At 68.7% G+C, this 18,253-nt stretch carries 14 protein-coding genes, 1 tRNA gene and 2 rRNA genes (1 of these 17 cut by a window edge); 10 read left to right on the top strand and 7 right to left on the bottom strand.

Annotated elements, in window-relative coordinates; translation table 11 throughout:
* From AC1RRF_RS01770 to AC1RRF_RS01790, 5 genes are all read left to right on the top strand, one after another.
* Positions 1-953 (top strand): 23S ribosomal RNA (locus AC1RRF_RS01770) (it extends 1,833 nt beyond the left edge of the window).
* 67 nt (positions 954-1,020) lie between these two features.
* A 5S ribosomal RNA gene (rrf, locus tag AC1RRF_RS01775) occupies positions 1,021-1,135 on the top strand.
* An 85-nt stretch (positions 1,136-1,220) separates the two neighbouring features.
* Positions 1,221-1,297: transfer RNA gene (locus AC1RRF_RS01780), tRNA-Met, on the top strand.
* A gap of 273 nt (positions 1,298-1,570) precedes the next feature.
* Positions 1,571-1,945: a BlaI/MecI/CopY family transcriptional regulator gene (locus AC1RRF_RS01785; RefSeq protein ID WP_492832245.1), complete on the top strand. Its 375-nt coding sequence runs from the start codon at positions 1,571-1,573 to the stop codon at positions 1,943-1,945.
* Positions 1,942-3,678 carry a M56 family metallopeptidase gene (locus AC1RRF_RS01790; RefSeq protein ID WP_492832247.1) on the top strand — a complete coding sequence of 579 codons (1,737 nt, stop codon included), beginning with the start codon at positions 1,942-1,944 and terminating at the stop codon, positions 3,676-3,678. Before AC1RRF_RS01785 ends, AC1RRF_RS01790 begins: the two co-directional genes overlap by 4 nt.
* 53 nt (positions 3,679-3,731) lie before the next feature.
* On the opposite strand, the gene ileS is transcribed toward AC1RRF_RS01790, so the two are convergent.
* The 5 genes from ileS to AC1RRF_RS01815 all read right to left on the bottom strand — a co-directional run bounded on the left by ileS (position 3,732) and on the right by AC1RRF_RS01815 (position 10,428).
* The gene (ileS, locus tag AC1RRF_RS01795) at positions 3,732-6,647 is read right to left on the bottom strand and encodes an isoleucine--tRNA ligase (protein WP_492832249.1); all 2,916 of its coding nucleotides are present in this window, start codon (positions 6,645-6,647) and stop codon (positions 3,732-3,734) included.
* Positions 6,648-6,769: 122 nt separating this feature from the next.
* Positions 6,770-7,738: a bifunctional riboflavin kinase/FAD synthetase gene (locus AC1RRF_RS01800; RefSeq protein WP_492834123.1), complete on the bottom strand. Its 969-nt coding sequence runs from the start codon at positions 7,736-7,738 to the stop codon at positions 6,770-6,772.
* Positions 7,738-8,199 carry a MaoC family dehydratase gene (locus AC1RRF_RS01805; protein WP_492832251.1) on the bottom strand — a complete coding sequence of 154 codons (462 nt, stop codon included), beginning with the start codon at positions 8,197-8,199 and terminating at the stop codon, positions 7,738-7,740. The genes AC1RRF_RS01800 and AC1RRF_RS01805 overlap by 1 nt, the downstream gene beginning before the upstream one ends.
* Positions 8,200-8,237: 38 nt before the next feature.
* Complete coding sequence (locus tag AC1RRF_RS01810) at positions 8,238-9,107, bottom strand: TIGR01459 family HAD-type hydrolase (protein WP_492832253.1); 870 nt, start codon at positions 9,105-9,107, stop codon at positions 8,238-8,240.
* 46 nt (positions 9,108-9,153) lie between these two features.
* Positions 9,154-10,428 (bottom strand): metal-dependent hydrolase family protein, encoded by a 1,275-nt coding sequence (locus AC1RRF_RS01815; RefSeq protein ID WP_492834124.1) that lies wholly within the window; start codon positions 10,426-10,428, stop codon positions 9,154-9,156.
* 167 nt (positions 10,429-10,595) lie between these two features.
* On the opposite strand from AC1RRF_RS01815, the gene AC1RRF_RS01820 reads away from it, so the two are divergent.
* The gene (locus AC1RRF_RS01820; RefSeq protein WP_492832255.1) at positions 10,596-11,318 is read left to right on the top strand and encodes a murein L,D-transpeptidase catalytic domain family protein; all 723 of its coding nucleotides are present in this window, start codon (positions 10,596-10,598) and stop codon (positions 11,316-11,318) included.
* Positions 11,319-11,321: 3 nt separating this feature from the next.
* Here the strand turns inward: AC1RRF_RS01820 and purD are convergent, their stop codons facing one another.
* Together purD and AC1RRF_RS01830 are read right to left on the bottom strand one after the other, a co-directional pair.
* Positions 11,322-12,596 carry a phosphoribosylamine--glycine ligase gene (purD, locus tag AC1RRF_RS01825; RefSeq protein ID WP_492832257.1) on the bottom strand — a complete coding sequence of 425 codons (1,275 nt, stop codon included), beginning with the start codon at positions 12,594-12,596 and terminating at the stop codon, positions 11,322-11,324.
* A gap of 58 nt (positions 12,597-12,654) precedes the next feature.
* Positions 12,655-12,813 carry a hypothetical protein gene (locus AC1RRF_RS01830; protein ID WP_492832259.1) on the bottom strand — a complete coding sequence of 53 codons (159 nt, stop codon included), beginning with the start codon at positions 12,811-12,813 and terminating at the stop codon, positions 12,655-12,657.
* A gap of 97 nt (positions 12,814-12,910) precedes the next feature.
* Between AC1RRF_RS01830 and AC1RRF_RS01835 the strand changes: the two genes are divergently transcribed.
* Genes AC1RRF_RS01835 through AC1RRF_RS01850 form a run of 4 tightly spaced genes read left to right on the top strand, consistent with a single transcriptional unit; the run spans position 12,911 to position 18,146 of the window.
* Positions 12,911-15,556: a TonB-dependent receptor plug domain-containing protein gene (locus AC1RRF_RS01835; protein ID WP_492832261.1), complete on the top strand. Its 2,646-nt coding sequence runs from the start codon at positions 12,911-12,913 to the stop codon at positions 15,554-15,556.
* Positions 15,557-15,592: 36 nt separating this feature from the next.
* Complete coding sequence (gene xseA / locus AC1RRF_RS01840) at positions 15,593-17,068, top strand: exodeoxyribonuclease VII large subunit (RefSeq protein WP_492832263.1); 1,476 nt, start codon at positions 15,593-15,595, stop codon at positions 17,066-17,068.
* Between the two features lie 47 nt (positions 17,069-17,115).
* On the top strand, positions 17,116-17,316 hold the full coding sequence (locus AC1RRF_RS01845) for a DUF2093 domain-containing protein (RefSeq protein WP_492832265.1): 201 nt from the start codon (positions 17,116-17,118) through the stop codon (positions 17,314-17,316).
* Positions 17,316-18,146: a M23 family metallopeptidase gene (locus AC1RRF_RS01850; protein WP_492832267.1), complete on the top strand. Its 831-nt coding sequence runs from the start codon at positions 17,316-17,318 to the stop codon at positions 18,144-18,146. Before AC1RRF_RS01845 ends, AC1RRF_RS01850 begins: the two co-directional genes overlap by 1 nt.
* Positions 18,147-18,253: the final 107 nt, after the last annotated feature.

An 18,253-nucleotide genomic window follows, 5' to 3' on the forward strand; every position in this document is an offset into this window, starting at 1 on the left:
CGAAATTCCTTGTCGGGTAAGTTCCGACCTGCACGAATGGCGTAACGACTTCCCCACTGTCTCCAGCACAGGCTCAGTGAAATTGAATTCCCCGTGAAGATGCGGGGTTCCCGCGGTCAGACGGAAAGACCCTATGAACCTTTACTATAGCTTCGCCTTGGCGTTAGCGACCGTATGTGTAGGATAGGTGGGAGACTATGAAGCCGGGGCGCTAGCTCTGGTGGAGTCATCCTTGAAATACCACCCTTACTGTCGTTGACGTCTAACCGAGGGCCGTTATCCGGTCCCGGGACATGGCGTGGTGGGTAGTTTGACTGGGGCGGTCGCCTCCTAAAGTGTAACGGAGGCGCGCGATGGTGGGCTCAGACCGGTCGGAAATCGGTCGTCGAGTGCAATGGCATAAGCCCGCCTGACTGCGAGACTGACAAGTCGAGCAGAGACGAAAGTCGGCCATAGTGATCCGGTGGTCCCGCGTGGAAGGGCCATCGCTCAACGGATAAAAGGTACTCTAGGGATAACAGGCTGATTTTGCCCAAGAGTCCATATCGACGGCAAAGTTTGGCACCTCGATGTCGGCTCATCACATCCTGGGGCTGGAGCAGGTCCCAAGGGTATGGCTGTTCGCCATTTAAAGTGGTACGTGAGCTGGGTTCAGAACGTCGTGAGACAGTTTGGTCCCTATCTGCCGTGGGTGTTCGAAGCTTGAGAGGATCTGTCCCTAGTACGAGAGGACCGGGATGGACATACCTCTGGTGGACCTGTCGTGGCGCCAGCTGCGCAGCAGGGTAGCTATGTATGGAATAGATAACCGCTGAAAGCATCTAAGCGGGAAACTAACCTCAAAACAAGGCTTCGCTGAGGATCGTGGAAGACTACCACGTTGATAGGCCAGGTGTGGAAGTGGGGCGACCCATGAAGCTTACTGGTACTAATAATCCGATCGGCTTGATCGTTTCTCAGCAAAACTCATTCGATTTTTTGACAATGTCTTCTTCGCAATCCTTCTATCCGCCTGGTTGACCTGGTGGCTATGTCGGAGGTTCCCCACCCGATCCCATTCCGAACTCGGTCGTTAAGCCCTCCAGAGCCGATGGTACTTCGTCTTAAGGCGCGGGAGAGTAGGTCGCCGCCGGGTCTACCAGTCGGATAGAATGATTGCTTTATGTCGCCTTCGCAGGCGCGTCTTCTCGAACGTCTCTTCCTTCATTTCTACCGTTTGCCGCGGGATGGAGCAGCCCGGTAGCTCGTCAGGCTCATAACCTGAAGGTCGTAGGTTCAAATCCTACTCCCGCACCCAAGCTTTTAAGCCGTTAGATCAATCGTCTAACGGCTTTTTGCTGTCTGGAATCCCGGCGCCCGCCGTCTGCAGGCGCCTCCAGTTCCGGTTTCGCGCGCCGATCATCCGCCTCAACCGCCTTTCAAAGCCCCGCCCGGTCCTGCCGGCGGGGCTTTTTGGCGTTCGGCCCTGTCGCGGCGCCTCACCTTGCGTCGAGTTCATCCGGCCGCCCCGATCCTGACGTAATTCGCTACAAGTGTGGCGCTACGAATGTAGCGATCCGGAGGCGCCGTGATGATCGAAACCCTTCCCAGACGTGAGCGAGAGGTGTTCGAGACCCTGTGCCGGCTGGAGCAGGCCACCACGGGCGCGGTCCGCGCCGCCCTGACCGATCCGCTCAGCGATTCCGCCGTCCGCACCCTGCTGGCCCGCCTTGAGGCCAAGGGCCTGGTCGTGCGCAAGGCCGGGGAAGGCGGCGTCGCCTATCGCCCGGCGCCGGCACCCGAAGCCCTGGCCACGGGCGCCCTGCGCCGGATGGTCGACACCTTCTTCGCCGGTTCCGCCGCCAGCGCCGCCACCGCCCTTCTGGGCCTGACCCGCGCCCTGAAGCCGGACGAGATCGAGGCGCTGAAGCGGGCCATCGACGACGCCGGGGAGCGTGACGCATGACCGTCGTCCTCATTCTCGAACTGCTGGTCAAATCGGGCGTCATCGCCGGTGCCGGCCTGCTGTTGGCCGCCGCCCTGCGCGAACGTCCGGCCACCGAAGGCGTCGATCTGCTCCGGGTCACGGTACTGCTGCTGCTGGCCCTGCCGGTGCTGATGCTGCTGACGCCGGATCTGGCTCTGCCGCTGCTGCCCGGCGCCGCCGCGCCTGAGGCGACGCTCGCCCCCCTGCCGCTCTGGGCCGGGGAAGTGGGGCCGGTGGCGGGGGTGTCCCTGTCCACGTCCGTGGTCGAGCCGACGCCCGGTCTGTTCCTGTCGTGGGTCTGGGCTGCGGGCGCGGCCATCGTCGCGGGCCGCTTCGCCCTGGGCCTGTGGACCCTGATGAAATGGACGCGCGCCGGGCGGCCGGTGACCTCGACCCTATGGACCGCGCCGCTGGAGCGGGTGGCCGCGCGCTTGCGTCCTCGCCTGCTGGCGTCGTCCGCCGTTGCCGCGCCGCTGAGCTGGGGGCTGCCGCCCGGCGTGGTGCTGATCGGCGACGACCACGTGGCCCGGCCGGAATGCGCCCGCGCCGTCCTGGCTCACGAACTGGCCCACATCCGGCGCCGCGACTGGCTGTTCCTGCTGCTGTCCCGATGCACCCTGGCCCTGTTCTGGTTCAACCCGCTGGTCTGGTGGCTGCACGCCGAACTGGCAGCGCGAACCGAGGACGCCGCCGACGCCGAGGCCCTGAAGGTTCTGGATCCGGGCGCCTACGCCCGCACGCTGGTCGGCCTCGCCGCCGATTTCGGTCAGCCCGCCGCCCTCGGCATGACCGGCCCCGCCCGCTCTCTCTCGAAAAGGATCGCCCGCATTATGAAGACCCGTCGCTCCCTGCCTGCCCGTCCCCTGGTCCTGGCCCTGACGGTCGGCGCCCTGGTCGCTGTCGCCACGCCGCTGGCCGCTCTTGAGCTGACGCAACGCGCGGCCCCGCCGCCGCCGCCCGCCGCGCCGCGTCATGCGCCGAAAGCCCCGCCGGCGCCACCGGCGCCGCGTTCGGCCATGAATTGGGTGGCTCCGCCCGCACCGCCCGCGCCGCCTGCGCCTCCGGCTCCGCCGTCGGCCATGGTATGGACCGCGCCGCCCGCGCCGCCGGCTCCGCCCGCGCCTCCCCCTCCGCCCCGGGCGCCCCGGTTCCAGACGTCGCAGGTCTACTGGACCGACAACGCTGATCCGGAGACCCGCCGTCTGGCCGAACAGGCGAGGGAACAGGCTGCGCAAGCGAGAGAACAGGCCGCCCAGGCGCGTGAGCAGGCCGTCCAGGCGCGAGCCGATGCGGTCCAGGCCCGAGCCGAAGCCGCCCAGGCGCGCGCTGAAGCCGCCGCCATTTCCCGCTCCGACGTGCGCCGACAGGCGGAACAAGCGCGAGCCCTGGGCGAAGCGGCTCGTGTCGAGGCCCGGCACGCCGAAGCCCAGGCCGTCGTCGCCCGGCGCGAAGCCGGACGCGCCATGGCCCAGGCCCGTGTCGAGATGGCCCGCGGCGCCGATCAGATGGAACGCGGCGCCCAGCAGATGCGTGAGGAATCACGTCGCCTGCGCGATGCGGCCTATCGCGCGCAGGTGATCGAGCGGCAACGGGTGGCCGGCCACCCGGTCACCGATGAGGAACTGCGCGCCCTGTCACCCCGGCTCGCCCGCCAGGCCGAGGAGCTGGCCGCCCAGTCCGTTCAACTGCGCAATCAGGCCCGGGAAGGTTGATCGCCGGTTGAATGGAAAGACGGCCCCGTCCGGGATCGGGCGGGGCCGTTTTGTTATGCGCGCTGGGCGTCCCACCAGCGGACCGCGTCCGCGTCGCGGGCGCTGAGATCCGGGTAATCCGGATCGGACCCCACGTCCGGCACGCGCCGCCATGAGCGGGCGCATTTGGGATGGTCGGCGAGCTTGACCTCGACCGAGATCGCTTCACCGCCATGGACCAGTTCGGCGCCAGAGGTCCGGAAGATCTCGGCGGCGTCCAGCTCGGCGAACGCCGCGAAGGCGCCCGCGGGACCGGTCACGACCGGCCAGGCGTCCAGCGCCCCGCCGATGACCTTCTCGCGTCGGGCGGCTTCCAGCGCCTCGTTGACCACTTCAAGCACGCCCTGGACGCCGGCCCAGCGGTCGGCTTCCTGCGGGTTGTTCCACTCCGCCGGCGTCTCCGGGATGACCCGCGCGCAGTTGGAGCCGCCATTGGGGAAGCGGGTGGTCCAGGCTTCTTCCATCGTGAACGGCGTCAGCGGAGCCAGCCAGGCGGTCAGGCGCGCGAAGACCTCGTCCATCACCGTGCGGGCGGCGCGGCGGCGGATCGCGTCCGGACGGTCGCAGTACAGGCTGTCCTTGCGGACGTCGAAATAGAGGGCCGACAGGTCGTTGGAGCAGAACTCCAGCACCGGGCGGACCACATCCTGGAAGCGGTACTCGGCGTAGGCGGCGCGGACCTGGCCATCCAGCTCATGCAGGCGGTGGAGGACGAACTTCTCCAGCGGCGGCATCTCGGCGTAGGGCAGGCGTTCGGCTTCGTCGAAGTCGGCCAGGGCGCCCAGCAGATAGCGGACGGTGTTGCGCAGCTTGCGATAGGCGTCGACCGTGGTCTGCAGGATCTGCTTTCCGATCCGCTGGTCCTCGGCATAGTCCACCAGCGCCACCCACAGGCGCAGGATGTCGGCGCCCGACTCCTTGATGACGGTCGCCGGGTCCACGGTGTTGCCCTTGGACTTCGACATCTTCTCGCCGTTCTCATCCTGGGTGAACCCGTGGGTCAGGACGGCGTCATAGGGGGCCCGGCCGCGGGTGCCGGAGCCTTCGAGCAGGTTGGACTGGAACCAGCCGCGGTGCTGGTCCGAGCCTTCCAGGTACAGGTCGGCGGGCCAGTGCGAGGGACGATCGCCGACGTAGCCTTGGGCCGGATCGCGGGCCTCCAGCGTGAAGGCGTGGGTGCAGCCGGAGTCGAACCAGACATCCAGGATGTCCTCGATCTTCTCGTACTTGGCCGGATCGTTGACGCCCAGGAAGTCGGCGTCGGGCGTCTCGAACCAGGCGTCGGCGCCGCCGGCGCTGACCGCGGCCAGGATGCGGGCGTCGACCTCGGCGTCGACCAGCGGCTGGCCGGTCTGTTTGTCGACGAACATGGCCAGGGGCGTGCCCCAGGCGCGTTGGCGGCTGATCAGCCAGTCGGGACGGCCTTCGACCATCGACCGGATGCGGTTCTTGCCCGCCGCCGGGTGGAAGGCGGTCTCGTCGATCGACTTCAGCGCCGTCTCGCGCAGGGTGTCGCCGGACTTCAGCGTCTCATCCATGCGGATGAACCACTGCGGCGTGTTGCGGAAGATGACCGGCGCGCGCGAACGCCAGCTGTGCGGATAGGAATGCTCCATCCGGCCTCGGGCCAGCAAGGTCCCGGCCTCGATCAGCTTGTCCATCACCGCGCCGTTGGCGGGACCGAACTTGCCGGTCTTCTTGCCCTCGGTCTCCAGCACCTTCAGGCCCGCGAACAGGGGCACGTGGTCGTAATAGGCGCCGTCCGGATCGACGGTGTCCGGCACCTCGTGATGACCGTGGGCCTTCCACACCTCGAAGTCGTCGGCGCCATGGCCCGGGGCTGTGTGTACGAAGCCCGTGCCGGCGTCGTCGGTGACGTGGTCGCCGGCCAGCAGCGGCACGGCGAAGCCATAGCCGGGCGACAGGGCCGCCAGCGGATGGGCGCATTCCAGGCCCGAGGGGTTCAGGTCGTCGACGCGGGTCCAGGCGGCGATCTTGGCGGCCTTGAACACCTCCTCGGCCAGCTTGTCGGCCAGGATCAGGCGGTCGCCCGGCTTGGCCCAGGGCTCGAACTCGAGGCCTTCCTCCATCGCCGTGACCTCGTACAGGCCATAGGCGATCTCCGGGCCGTAACTGATGGCGCGGTTGGCGGGGATGGTCCACGGCGTCGTGGTCCAGATCACGACGGACGGCGTCGCGTGGCGGAACGACAGCAGGTCGTCCGGATGATCGTCCGTAGCGCCGGTGACCGGGAATTTGACCCAGACCATCGGGCTGACGTGGTCGTGGTATTCGATCTCGGCGTCGGCCAGGGCCGTGCGCTCGACCGGCGACCACATGACGGGCTTGGAGCCGCGATACAGCTGGCCCGAGTTCTTGAACTTGTGGAACTCGGCGACGATGGCCGCCTCGGTCGTGAAGTCCATGGTGGCGTAGCGGTTGTCCCAGTCGCCGGTGATGCCCAGGCGCTTGAACTGTTCGCGCTGCACGTCGATCCAGCCGGCGGCGTACTCACGGCAGGCGGCGCGGAACTCGGCCTTAGAGACCTCGTCCTTGCGGCGGCCTTTGGCGCGGTACTGTTCCTCGATCTTCCACTCGATCGGCAGGCCATGGCAGTCCCAGCCGGGGACGTAGTCGACGTCGTTGCCCAGCAGGAAGCGGCTGCGGACGACGAAGTCCTTCAGCGTCTTGTTCAGGGCGTGGCCGATGTGGATGTCGCCGTTGGCGTAGGGCGGGCCGTCGTGCAGCACATACAGCGGCGCGCCGTCGGCCTGACGCTGCTTGCGTAGGGCGGCGTAGAGGTCGCCCCACTGCGCGATGATCTGCGGTTCCTTCTGGGGCAGGCCGCCGCGCATGGGGAAGGGCGTCTCCGGCAGGAAGACGGTTTCGCGGTAGTCGCGGCCGGAGGGGGTGTCGGTGGCGTCAGCCATGAAGTCTCGTTTCGTCGTGTGTGATCGTTCGCGTGAGTTTCGAAGTCCCGACGTGCGCGGGGCAAAAGCCCTGCGGCGCTACGCCGGGCGGCTAATCGAAATCGGGCGAAACACGCGGACGGTCATGGTGCTAGCGGTCTAGCAGGCGGGGCATCGGCGCGCCACTGACGAAGCGCCGCGCGGGCGGCCTCGGCGTCGGCGTCGATCTGGATCTTCAGCGCCTCCAGCCCGTCGAACTTCATCTCGCCGCGCAGGAAGGCGACCAGCTCGGTCTCGACCGTCTGGCCGTAGAGGTCCTCGCTGAAGTCGAACAGCCAGACCTCCAGCAGGGGATCGTCGGTCGGGTACATGGGCCGCACGCCCAGATTGGCGACGCCGTCGACCACCCGTCCGTCCGGCAGGCGGGTACGGGTCGCATAGACCCCGTAGGCCGGGCGCATGTAGTCGCCCATGGCGATGTTGGCGGTCGGTATGCCGATGGTCCGGCCCCGCTTGTCGCCGTGGATCACCTCGCCGGCGATGGCGAAGGGGCGGCTCAGGATGGCGGCGGCGCGGGCCATGTCGCCGGCCTTCAGCGCCTCGCGCACGGCCGAGGACGACAGCTTCAGCCCGTCGGCGTCGTCCAGCCGCTCGGCGACCGAGACGGTGAAGCCCGCCGTCTCGCCGTAGCGGCGCAGGGCCTCGGGCGAGCCGGTGCGACCCTTGCCGAAGGTAAAGTCGAAACCGACGGCGGCGTGGCGGATGCCGAGCCCTTCACCCAGCACTTCGCGGGCGAACTGCTCGTCGGTCATGGCCGCCATCTCGCCGTCGAAGGGCAGGAGATAGAGGCGATCGACGCCCAGCGGCTCCAGTGCCCGGGCCATTTGGCCGGGCGTCATCAGGCGGAAGGGGGCGGCGTCGGGCTGGAACCAGCGGCGGGGATGCGGATCGAAGCTGACCACGGCCAGGGGAACGCCCAGACGGGCGGCGGCCTCGCGGGCGGCGGCGATGACGGCCTGATGCCCGCGGTGAACGCCGTCGAAGGCGCCGATGGCGACCGCCGCGCCCCGTTGCTCGGGGGGCAGGTCGCGCCAGCCGCGGACGACCTGGATCAACGCGCCGACGGCTTGCGGCGGCGTGGCACGCGAACCATGGCGATGCCGTCCATGATCAGCTTGCCGTCGACGAAGCCCTCGCAGTTCAGCTCGACCCGCGCGCTTTCCTGATCGACCGACAGGACGGTGATGCGGATCAGGACGGTGTCGTCGATGCGGACCGGCAGATGGAAGGCCAGGGTCTGGGAGATGTAGATCGCACCGGCGCCGGGCAGGATGGTGCCGACCACCGCCGAGCCGAACGAAGCCGACAACAGGCCGTGGGCGATGCGGCCGCGATAGGCGGTCCGGGCGGCGAACGCCTCGTCCAGGTGGACCGGATTGAAGTCATCCGACGCCTCGGCGAACAGGCGGATGCGCTCCTCGGTGACGTGGATCACCTTTTCGGCGGCCATGCCCGCGTGAAGCTCCTCGAGGATGTAGCCGCCCGAGGGATGTTTCTGAACCAGATCAACCATGAGGGGGTGTTAGCGCCCGTGCGTCAGAATGACCATCCTCACCACGCGAGATCGAGCATGGCGTGGCGCGCATATGTTGTTTCAGCCTTCAACAGGGCGGCGGCGCGGTCGGGGTTCAGGCGGCCGTCCGGCCCCTTGGCCTGATCGCCGTGGATGCCCTGGGCGATGAACAGGCAGTCCAGCGCCTGCTTGTTGGCCCCCAGAACGTCGGTCACGACGCCGTCGCCGATGCACAGCACGCGCGAGCGGTCGACCGGCCGACCCAGCAGGGCGGCGGCTTCGTGCAGGGCCAGATCGTAGATCGGACCGAACGGCTTGCCCGCCATGGTCACGCGCCCGCCGAGGCTTTCGTACAGGTCGGCCAGCGAGCCGGCGCAGTAGATCAGCCGGTCTCCGCGCTGGACCACCCGATCCGGGTTGGCGCAGATCATCTCCAGATCCTGGGCGGCGGCGGCGGTCAGGCGTTCGCGATAGTCCTCGGGCGTCTCGATCTCGTCGTCATAGGGGCCGGTGACCGAGATGAAGGCGGCGTTCGAGGCGTCGGGGACGGTCTCAAGGCCCAGGCCTTCATAAAGGGGCGCGTCTCGCTCGGGGCCTATCAGCCAGGCCGGGCCGGGCGCGCGCTTGGCCAGTTCGGCGCGGGTGGCGTCGCCCGAGGTGACGACGGCCTTCCAGCTGTCGCGCGGCACGCCCAGCGCGTCCATCTGGCTGACGACGCCCGGGCCCGGGCGGGGCGAGTTGGAGATCAGGATGACGTGCCCGCCCTCGCTATTGAAGCGGGTCAGCGCTTCGCACGCCGCGGGCCAGCTTTCGCGGCCGTTGTGGATCACGCCCCAGACGTCGCAGAGCAGGATGTCGTAGTCCCCGGCGATCTCGCCGAGGCCGGAAAGGGCGTGCGGAAGGGTCATCCGCCCGAGATAGCGGTTCGGACCGGTCGGGTGAAGGGCGGGAGGTCTAGTCCTCGCGGTAGATCGCCCCGCCCTTCATCACGAAGCCGACGTGCTGCAGCGCGGTCACATCGGCGAGCGGGTCGCCGCTGACGGCGATTAGGTCGGCCGGCATGCCCGGGGCGATCCGCCCGGCCTCGCCGGAGATGTGCAGGTGGGCGGCGGCGTTGACCGTCGCGGTCTGGATCGCTTCCAGCGGGGTCAGTCCGGCGCGGACCAGCAGGACGAATTCGCCGGCGTTGTCGCCGTGCGCGGAGACGCCGCTGTCCGTGCCGAAGGCGATGCGGACGCCGCCGTCGTGGGCCCGCCGCGCCATGTCCAGCATCAGCGGACCGGCCTGCAAGGCCTTGGCGGTCTGGGCCGGGGTGAAGAAGTTGTCGGGACTCGAGGCGATGCGGGCCACGAAGTCGCCGGCCATTAGGGTGGGCACCAGATAAACGCCGTCGCGGCGCATCAGCCGGATCGACTCGTCGTTCAGATAGGTGCCGTGCTCGATCGAGTCTCCGCCGGCGCGCAGGAAGCTGTTGATCCCATCCTCCCCGTGGGCGTGGGCCGTGACTTGGCGGCCCATGCGGTGGGCGGCGGCGACGATGGCGGCCAGTTCCTCGTCCGAGAATTGCTGGCCCAGGCCGGCGGCGGTGTTGGACAGTACTCCGCCTGTGGCCGTGATCTTGATGATGTCGGCGCCGGCCCGCACCTGAAGCCGCACCGCGCGCATGCAGTCCTCGGGGCCGGAACAGATGTTCTCCCCGGTGAACAGGTGCATGATGTCTTCGCGGTAGCCGTTGACGTCGCCATGGCCGCCATGGATCGACACCGCCGCGCCCGAGGCGATGATCCGCGGGCCGGGCACGTCGCCGCGGGCCACCGCGCCGCGCAGGGCGAAGATGGCTTCGTTGGTCGCGCCCAGATCGGCCACGGTGGTGAAGCCGGCCAGGAGGGTGCGGCGGGCATAGCGGGCGCCGACCATCGCCTCGTCCGCGCTGGACTGGGTCACGCTTTCCAGCCGTGAATTCGGGTTCTGCTGACCGGTCAGATGAACGTGGCTGTCGATCAGTCCGGGCAGGACGAAATCGTCCCGCAGATCGACGATCCGCCCCTCGCCGACAAAGCCGTCGCGGATTTCGACGACTTGGTTCCCTCTGATCACGAGAGTTTTATCGCGTTGCACAATCCCGGTGGACGGATCGGCCAGAAGTCGCCCCACTTGAACGAACGTGGTTCCCGTCTCCGGTGAAACGGACGTGGTCGCGGGTGTTTGCGCGGCGACGCTTGTGGCCACACATGCGGCGAGCGCCGCCAGTATCGACGTGATCGACTTCACGAAATCCTCCCTTGATCCCCGGATCACCTTACCTGTCTCTGGCCATCCTCCAAGGCTCAGGTTGCTATCCCCCGTCGCTTTTGAAACAACCCGTCACTTCCTGTGAAACGTGCGAGGGGCGTCGCATGCGGTTAGCAAGACGTGGATTCATTCTGGGCGGTGCGGCCCTCCTGTCGGGTTGCGCCTCCGCGGCGGCGACCCGGCCGACCGGCGCCTTCACGCCGCTGACGACCGCACAGACCGCTCCGGTCCAGACTCCGCGCATCGCTGTCGCCCCGGCCGAGCCTGAGGCCATCACGGCCCATCTCAACTCCACCCGCATGCTGGATCCGCGGGGTCAGGTCCGTCCCGAACTGATGCAGCGCGCCTTGGCCGCGCTCGACATTCACGACCACAAGATCACCCAGCGCGACCGCATGTATCTGGTCGACTTCACTAAATTCTCGGGCGAAGAGCGCCTCTACGAGGTTGATCTCGAGGGTGGGGCCGTCACCCTGATGCGCACCTGCCACGGCCGTGGGTCCGATCCGGACCATTCCGGCTACGCCCGGACCTTCTCCAACGTCCCGGAAAGCTTCAAGTCCTCGGTCGGCGCCTACGCCACCGCCGGCGCCGGCTGGGGCGCCCAGCAGGGCCCGAACGTTCTGCTGGACGGGCTGGAGTACACCAACAACAACGCCCGCGAGCGCGCCATCATCATCCACGGCGCCGACTACGCCGATCCGGCCTTCCTGGCCCGCGAAGGCAAGCTGGGTCGTTCCTATGGCTGCTTCTCGGTCGCCCACACCGATCTGCCCCGCCTGCGCGAGCGCATGGGCGAAGGCCGTCTGCTGTTCGCCTGGGCCTAGGGACTACTCCCGCTCCAGCGCCCGCCAACCGATGTCCGTGCGGTTGAAGCCGCCGGGCCAGTCGATCTTCTTGATCGCGGCATAGGCGCGCTGGCGGGCCTCCGCGATGTCCTTGCCACGCGCGCAGATGTTCAGCACCCGGCCGCCGGCGGCGACCAGCTGGCCGTCCTCCTGGCGCTTTGTCCCGGCGTGGAAGACCTGCACATGCGGGCCGAAGTCCTGCTCGGCGCCGCGAATGATGGAGCCCTCGACCGGGCTGTCGGGATAGCCCTGCGCCGCCATGACCACGCAGATCACTGTCTCGGCCAGGAATTCCGGCGGCGGCGTCCGGCTCAGGTCGCCGCGCGCGCAGGCCAGCAGCACCGGCACGATGTCGCCGGCCAGCCGCATCATCAGCACCTGGCACTCCGGGTCGCCGAAACGGGCGTTGAACTCGACGACCTTGGGACCTTCGTCGGTGGCCATCAGGCCTGCGTACAGCACGCCGCGATAGGGCATGCCCTCGCGCGCCATGCCGGCGATCACCGGGGCGACCACGTCGCGCTCGGCGGCCTCGACCAGTTCGGGAGTGAAGACCGGGGCCGGGGAATAGGCGCCCATGCCGCCCGTGTTCGGACCCAGGTCGCCGTCATAGGCGCGCTTGTGGTCCTGCGCCCCGCCCAGCAGGACGTAATGCCGACCGTCGGACAGGGCGAAGAGCGAGCCTTCCTCGCCGGCCATGAACTCCTCGATGACGACGCGGGCCCCGGCCTGGCCGAAGCGGCCGCCCAGCATCCATTCGATCTCGCGTTCCGCCTCGCGCTTGGTCGGCGAGATGGCCACGCCCTTGCCCGCCGCCAGGCCGTCGGCCTTGATGACGTAGGGCGGCTTAAACACCGTCAGGGCCTGCCGGGCCTCATGCAGCCGCTCATAGACCCCGAAGCCCGCGGTCGGGATTTCGTGGCGCTCCATGAAGGCCTTGGAGAAGGCCTTGGAGGTTTCCAGCTGCGCCGCCTTTGCCGTCGGGCCGAAGCAGGGGATGCCCGCCGCGTTCAGCCGGTCGGCCAAACCCTTCTCCAGCGTGCTCTCGGGACCGACCACGACCAGATCGGCGCGGATCTCGCGCGCCAGGGCCGCCAGCTGGTCAGCGTCGGTCACCTTGACCGGGCGCAATTCGCCCAGCTTTTCCATGCCCGGATTGCCGGGCGCGATGACCAGCCGCTTCACCAGCGGTGACTGGGCGATCTTCCACGCCAGGGCGTGCTCGCGCCCGCCTGATCCGACCAGCAGGATATTCATGCCCGCGCAATGACCGCACCTGCGAAGGCGGTCAAGTCAGGAGCGTCGTGAACGGGCGCTAAATCAGGGCCGAGACGACATAGACCAGCGCCCCGAGCATCAGGATGCCGCCGATCACCACCCACGGACTGACGGCGGGCGTGTCGCTGCGTTCACTCAGTCTCCGCTCGCGGGGGTCCTGGTCATCGGGATCAGTATCGGGCGGGTCGACAGGCATGATCGGCAAACGACCCACACCTGAACGGCGTTCCCTCTGCCGTCACGTCAAGCTTGACCCTGTCCCTTACGGCCAAGGCGACCTAAACCGCCCGACCATGTTCGATTCCCTTCGTACCGACCGCCGCCTCGCCCTTCTCGCGGGGGCCGCCTTCTGCGCCCTGACGAGCGCCGCCCAAGCCCAGACCGCGCCCCAGGTCGCACCAGACTCGCTGGACGAGGTCGTCGTCACCGGCTCACGCCTTTCGGGCGCCCAGAAGCTGGCCCCGGTTGAGATCCTGGACCGTCAAACGCTGGATCGGGCAGGGGTTACCGATACAGCGCAGATTCTTCAGCTGCTGACCGCCAACTCCGGCTCCGAAGCGCGTGTGGATCAGCTGAACCAGCCGCAGAGCTCCGGCACGGCCCAGTTCAACCTGCGCAACCTCGGACTCGGGTCGACCCTGGTGCTGGTCGACGGCCTGCGCTGGACGTCCAGCGCCGCCGTGGCCGCCGACGGCTCGAACTTCGTCGACATTAACAGCCTGGTGCCCCTGATCGCGCTGCGGCGTGTCGAGACGTTCAAGGACGGCGCCTCGGCCCTCTACGGCTCCGACGCGGTGGCGGGCGTGGTCAATTTCATCACCCGCGACGGAGGGGATCACCCCGAGCTGCGGGTTCGCCACGGTTTCATGGACGGGGCCGACGAGACGCTGGTCGAGGGGCTGGGCGGCTTGCGGGTCGGGGGCGGGGACCTGACCTTGGCCGCCTCGCATCTGCGCCGCTCGGCGCTGGGCTCGGACGAACGCGACTTCACCCAGGCCCGCAACTATGGCCGGGCCGCCTGGACGGCGGTGACCAGCTATGGCCAGCCCGGCTCCTATTTCCGGCCGAGCACGAACGCCTATGCGCCGGACCCGGACTGCACCAATCCCGCCTTCACCCACGCCTTCCGCAACGGTCCGACCGACGCCTTCTGCCGTCTCGACTATTCGGACTTTTTCGACCTGTCGCCGGAAGAAACCCGCACCCAGCTGTTCGCCGGCTGGCGCCGTGCGGTCGGCACGGTGGATGTCCGGTTGCAGGCCGCCTGGTCCTCGACCGAGACCATCGCGCGCCAGAGCCCGTCCCTGCCCATCCTGGCCCGCAGCCTGACCGTGCCGGCCTCCCATCCCGACAATCCGTTCGGCGAGGCGGTGCAGTTCCGGGGACGTCTGCTGGGCGCCGAGGCTGGAGCGTCGCAGGCGGAGTTCGACTACGAGACCTGGCGTCTGGCGGGCGGCGTCGCCGGCCGCTTCTCCAATGGTTGGAATTGGGACCTGTCGGCGACCTCCAGCCGCCAGCACATCGCCTATGACAAGCCCGACGTGATCGGCACGGCCCTGCAGAACGCCCTGAACGGACTGGGCGGCGCGGGCTGCACTCCGGCGTCCGGAACGCCGGGCGTCGGCGCCTGCCGGTACTTCAACCCGTTCGGCAGCGCCTTCCTCGGCACGGGGGCGGTCAACGACCCCGCGCTGGTCGCCGGCCTGATCGGCTCGACCGGCCTGCGCGGCGCGGCCACCCTGACCACCGTCGACGCCCAGACCAACGGCCGGGTCCTGAACTGGACCGGCGGCGAGGCCGACCTGGCCCTCGGCGTCCAGTACCGCCGCAGCGGTCTGCGCCACGACTGGAGCGATCTGGTCAATGCGGGCGAGCTTCTGACGGCGGGCTATTCGCCGGACTTCGACGGCGATCAGGAGGTCTTCTCGGCCTTCGCGGAGGCCCGCATCCGCCTGGGCGACGCCGTCGAGGCCCAACTGGCCGTCCGGCAGGAGGCCTACGACGGCGGCGAGAGCGCGCTGAGCCCTCGGGTGGCCGTGCGCTGGGACGTCGCCGAGGCCCTGACCCTGCGCGCCTCCTGGGGCCAGGGCTTCCGCACCCCGTCCGTCTATGCGCTGGCCGGGGCCCAGGCGTCGCAACCCTCGGTCTTCGACCGGGGCGCCTTCGTCTTCGTCAACACCCTGACCACCGGCGATCCGGATCTGAAACCCGAGGAGTCCGAGACCCTGACGGCGGGGGCGGTCTGGACACCCGTTCGCGGCCTGCAGTTCGGCCTCGACGCCTGGCGGATCGACTACACCAACCTGATCGTCAAGGAATCCGCCCAGGCGGTCATCGACCGCGCGACGGCGGATGATCTGGCGGGCCTGACAGGCACGGCGGCGCAAGCCCGCGTCACCCGCGCCCCCGGCGGCGCCCTGACCTTTGTGGACCTGCGCTTCGCCAACGCCTCGTCCATCGAGACCCAGGGGCTGGATCTCTCGGCCCGCTATGAACGCGATCTGTTTGCCGGTCTGATCTCAGCCTCGGCGACCTGGACCTGGATTGATCGCTACGACATCCGTCTGGCGCCCGGCGCGCCGACCACTTCGGGCCTGGGCTCGACCAATCTGAACACCCTCGCGCGGTCGATGCCGCAGGATCGGGGGGAGTTCGCCGTCGGCTGGTCGGGGCCGAGCGACACCGTCACCGTCCTGGCCCACTACACCGGCGGCTATCGCAACGATCGCAGCGGCATCACCGATCCCACCATCGATCATTGGACCACGGTGGACCTGCAGTACGTCCGCGCCCTCTCTTCGGCGCTGGATCTCTCGCTGGGCGTGGTGAACGTGGCCGATTCCGACCCGCCGCTGGCCCAGTTCGCGCTCGGCTATGACCCGGTGGTCGCCGATCCGCGTGGCCGGGTGATCAGCATTGGACTAACGAAGCGGTTCTGAGTTTCGCCCCGTTCGATGCGCCGCTAGGCTGACGTCATGACCGACGACTACGTCTTCGAAGGCCCGGCGGACGAACCGCAGGCGCCGCGCGACAACAATCCGCCCCAGACGGTCTCGGAACTGTCGTTCGCCCTGAAGCGCACGCTGGAGGACCGGTTCGGTCATGTTCGCCTTCGCGGCGAGATCTCCAAGGTGAACCACCACGCCTCGGGTCACGTCTATCTGACGCTCAAGGACGACAAGGCCGCCATCGACGGCGTGATCTGGAAGGGTTCGGTGCGGGGCCTCGGCGTGCGGCCCGAGTCGGGGCTGGAGGTCATCGTCACCGGCAAGATCACCAGCTATCCGGCCCGCTCGTCGTACCAGATCGTCATTGAGAGCATGGAGGCCGCCGGCGCCGGCGCCCTTCTGGCCCAGCTGGAACGGCTTAAGGGCAAGCTGGCGGGCGAGGGCCTGTTCGAGGCCGGGCGCAAGAAGCCCATCCCCGCCTTCCCGGCCACGGTCGGCGTGATCACCAGCCCGACCGGCGCGGTGATCCGCGACATCCTGCATCGGATCGCCGAACGCTGGCCGTGCCGCGTCATCGTCTGGCCGGTGGTGGTCCAGGGCGACGCCGCCGCGGGCCAGGTCGCCAACGCCATCCGCGGCTTCGACGGCATGATGCCCGGCGGGCCCATTCCGCGTCCCGACGTGGTCATTGTGGCGCGGGGCGGCGGCTCGGTCGAGGACTTGTGGTGCTTCAACGACGAGGCGTTGGCCCGCACGGTCGCCGCCGCCTCCATACCGATCATCTCGGCCGTGGGACACGAGACCGACACCACCCTGATCGACTTCGTTTCGGACCGCCGCGCCCCAACGCCGACCGGCGCCGCCGAGATCGCCACCCCGGTGCTGGCCGACCTGCAATACGCCGTGGCAGACTTCGAGCGCCGCCTGGCCCGCGCCGGAGGGCGGTTGCTGGAAGACCGCCGCACCCGGCTGCGCGCCGCCGCTCGCGGCCTGCCTGCCCGGCCCGAGGACCTGCTGGCCCTGCCGCAGCAGCGGCTTGATCACGTCAGCAGCAAGCTCGGCTCGGCGCTGGAACGCCATCGCAGCGAGAAGGCCCACCAGCTGATCACCGTGGCGGGCCGCCTGTCGCCCGCCCTGCTGGACCGCGCCATGGAGCGCCGCCGTGACCGGCTGGGCGCCGTCGCCGGTCGCTTCGCTCCGACCCTGCCTCGCCAGCTTGATCGCGACGGGACCCGGCTTGCCGCCCTGTCGCGGGCGCTGGCGACCCTCGATCCGAAGCGGCCCAAGCCCGGATTCGCTCGGGTGGAGGACGCGGAGGGGACCATGATCGCCTCCGCCGCCGGGCTGCACGACGGTCAGGCCGTGCGCCTGGTCTTCGCCGACGGGGTCAAGGGCGCCCGCATCGACGGGGAGGGGGGCGCACCGCCGCCGACGTCCGAACCGAAGCCTCGCCCGGCGCCCAAGGCCAAACCCACTCCTCCCGGGCAGGGCGACCTTTTCTAGGCGCGAAAGCCTTGGCGCACCCGGTTCGCTCAAGCTAGGTTGCGGTCATGATCCAATCTCCCGGTGAACAGGCGACGCTCCACTATGGCGATGGCGAGTTCGCCGTGCTGAAGCCCGGGCGCATCGTCACCTGCGCCGTGTCCGGCAAGCCGATCCCGCTGGAAACCCTGCGCTACTGGTCGGCCCGGCTTCAGGAAGCCTACGCCGGTCCTGGAGAAGCCTTCCAGCGGCTGGGCCAGCAGCCCTGATGCTGGACCGGCGCGGCCTGCTCGCCGGTGGTGCGGCGCTTCTGTCCGCCGCCGCCGCCCGCGCCCAGACCTCGGGCTCCGACCTCGACCTGACCGGCCGCTTCGTGCAGGGCGGCCATGCCATCGGCCGGACCTGGCCGCGGGCGCTGGTGTTCGTCGACGGCGAATCCCTGACCGCCGCCTCGGCCGACGGCTGGTTCATCGTCGGTTTCGACCGCGAGGCGGCGGGCAGTGTCGAGATCGAGGCCCGGTCGGACGGCCGCTCGGCCCGCCGGGTGCTGTCCATTGCAACGGGGACCTTCCCTTCCACTACGGTCAACGGCCTGCCGCCGGCGACGGTGGAGCCTTCGGATCCGGCCCTGCTGGCCCGCATCCGGGAGGAGGTGCTGCTCAAGACGGAAGGCTTCGCCAGCCGGATCGACGCGGACGGCTTCCACGACGGCTTCGTCTGGCCGCTCGAGAATTTCCGCATCACCAGTCGCTGGGGCGCCCAACGCGTGTTGAACGGCACGCCCGCCCGTCCTCATTTCGGCATCGACCTGGCCGCGCCGCAGGGCTCGGCCATTCGCGCGCCGGCGCCGGGCCGGGTGACCCTGGCCCAGCCGTCGCTGCATTTCGAAGGCGGGCTGGTCCTGATCGATCACGGCCAGGGCCTGATCACCGCCTATCTGCATCAGTCGCGGCTGGAGGTCCGGGAAGGGCAGGAATTGCTGCGCGGCGACCTGATCGGGCGCGTCGGCATGACGGGCCGAGCGACCGGTCCCCACCTGTGTTGGCGCATGAAATGGCGGGATCGAAACCTCGATCCGTCGCTGCTGGTCAAATCCTGAACAAGCTTAGCCGTTTACGCTAAAGTTGAAACAACGTTCGCTGATAGACGCGGACCGAATCCGGCCCTAGACCTCGCGGACGCCGACGGTTTGGCCGTCTCCGACCA

This window comes from Brevundimonas sp. GW821-FHT12C05, assembly GCF_058807475.1.

Excerpts from the sequence above, each read along its gene's own strand:
- AC1RRF_RS01785 (WP_492832245.1), top strand. The coding sequence starts at position 1,571 with ATGATCGAAACCCTTCCCAGACGTGAGCGAGAGGTGTTCGAGACCCTG.
- AC1RRF_RS01790 (WP_492832247.1), top strand. The coding sequence starts at position 1,942 with ATGACCGTCGTCCTCATTCTCGAACTGCTGGTCAAATCGGGCGTCATC.
- ileS (WP_492832249.1), bottom strand. The coding sequence starts at position 6,647 with ATGGCTGACGCCACCGACACCCCCTCCGGCCGCGACTACCGCGAAACC.
- AC1RRF_RS01805 (WP_492832251.1), bottom strand. The coding sequence starts at position 8,199 with ATGGTTGATCTGGTTCAGAAACATCCCTCGGGCGGCTACATCCTCGAG.
- AC1RRF_RS01810 (WP_492832253.1), bottom strand. The coding sequence starts at position 9,107 with ATGACCCTTCCGCACGCCCTTTCCGGCCTCGGCGAGATCGCCGGGGAC.
- AC1RRF_RS01820 (WP_492832255.1), top strand. The coding sequence starts at position 10,596 with ATGCGGTTAGCAAGACGTGGATTCATTCTGGGCGGTGCGGCCCTCCTG.
- purD (WP_492832257.1), bottom strand. The coding sequence starts at position 12,596 with ATGAATATCCTGCTGGTCGGATCAGGCGGGCGCGAGCACGCCCTGGCG.
- AC1RRF_RS01830 (WP_492832259.1), bottom strand. The coding sequence starts at position 12,813 with ATGCCTGTCGACCCGCCCGATACTGATCCCGATGACCAGGACCCCCGC.
- AC1RRF_RS01835 (WP_492832261.1), top strand. The coding sequence starts at position 12,911 with ATGTTCGATTCCCTTCGTACCGACCGCCGCCTCGCCCTTCTCGCGGGG.
- xseA (WP_492832263.1), top strand. The coding sequence starts at position 15,593 with ATGACCGACGACTACGTCTTCGAAGGCCCGGCGGACGAACCGCAGGCG.
- AC1RRF_RS01845 (WP_492832265.1), top strand. The coding sequence starts at position 17,116 with ATGATCCAATCTCCCGGTGAACAGGCGACGCTCCACTATGGCGATGGC.
- AC1RRF_RS01850 (WP_492832267.1), top strand. The coding sequence starts at position 17,316 with ATGCTGGACCGGCGCGGCCTGCTCGCCGGTGGTGCGGCGCTTCTGTCC.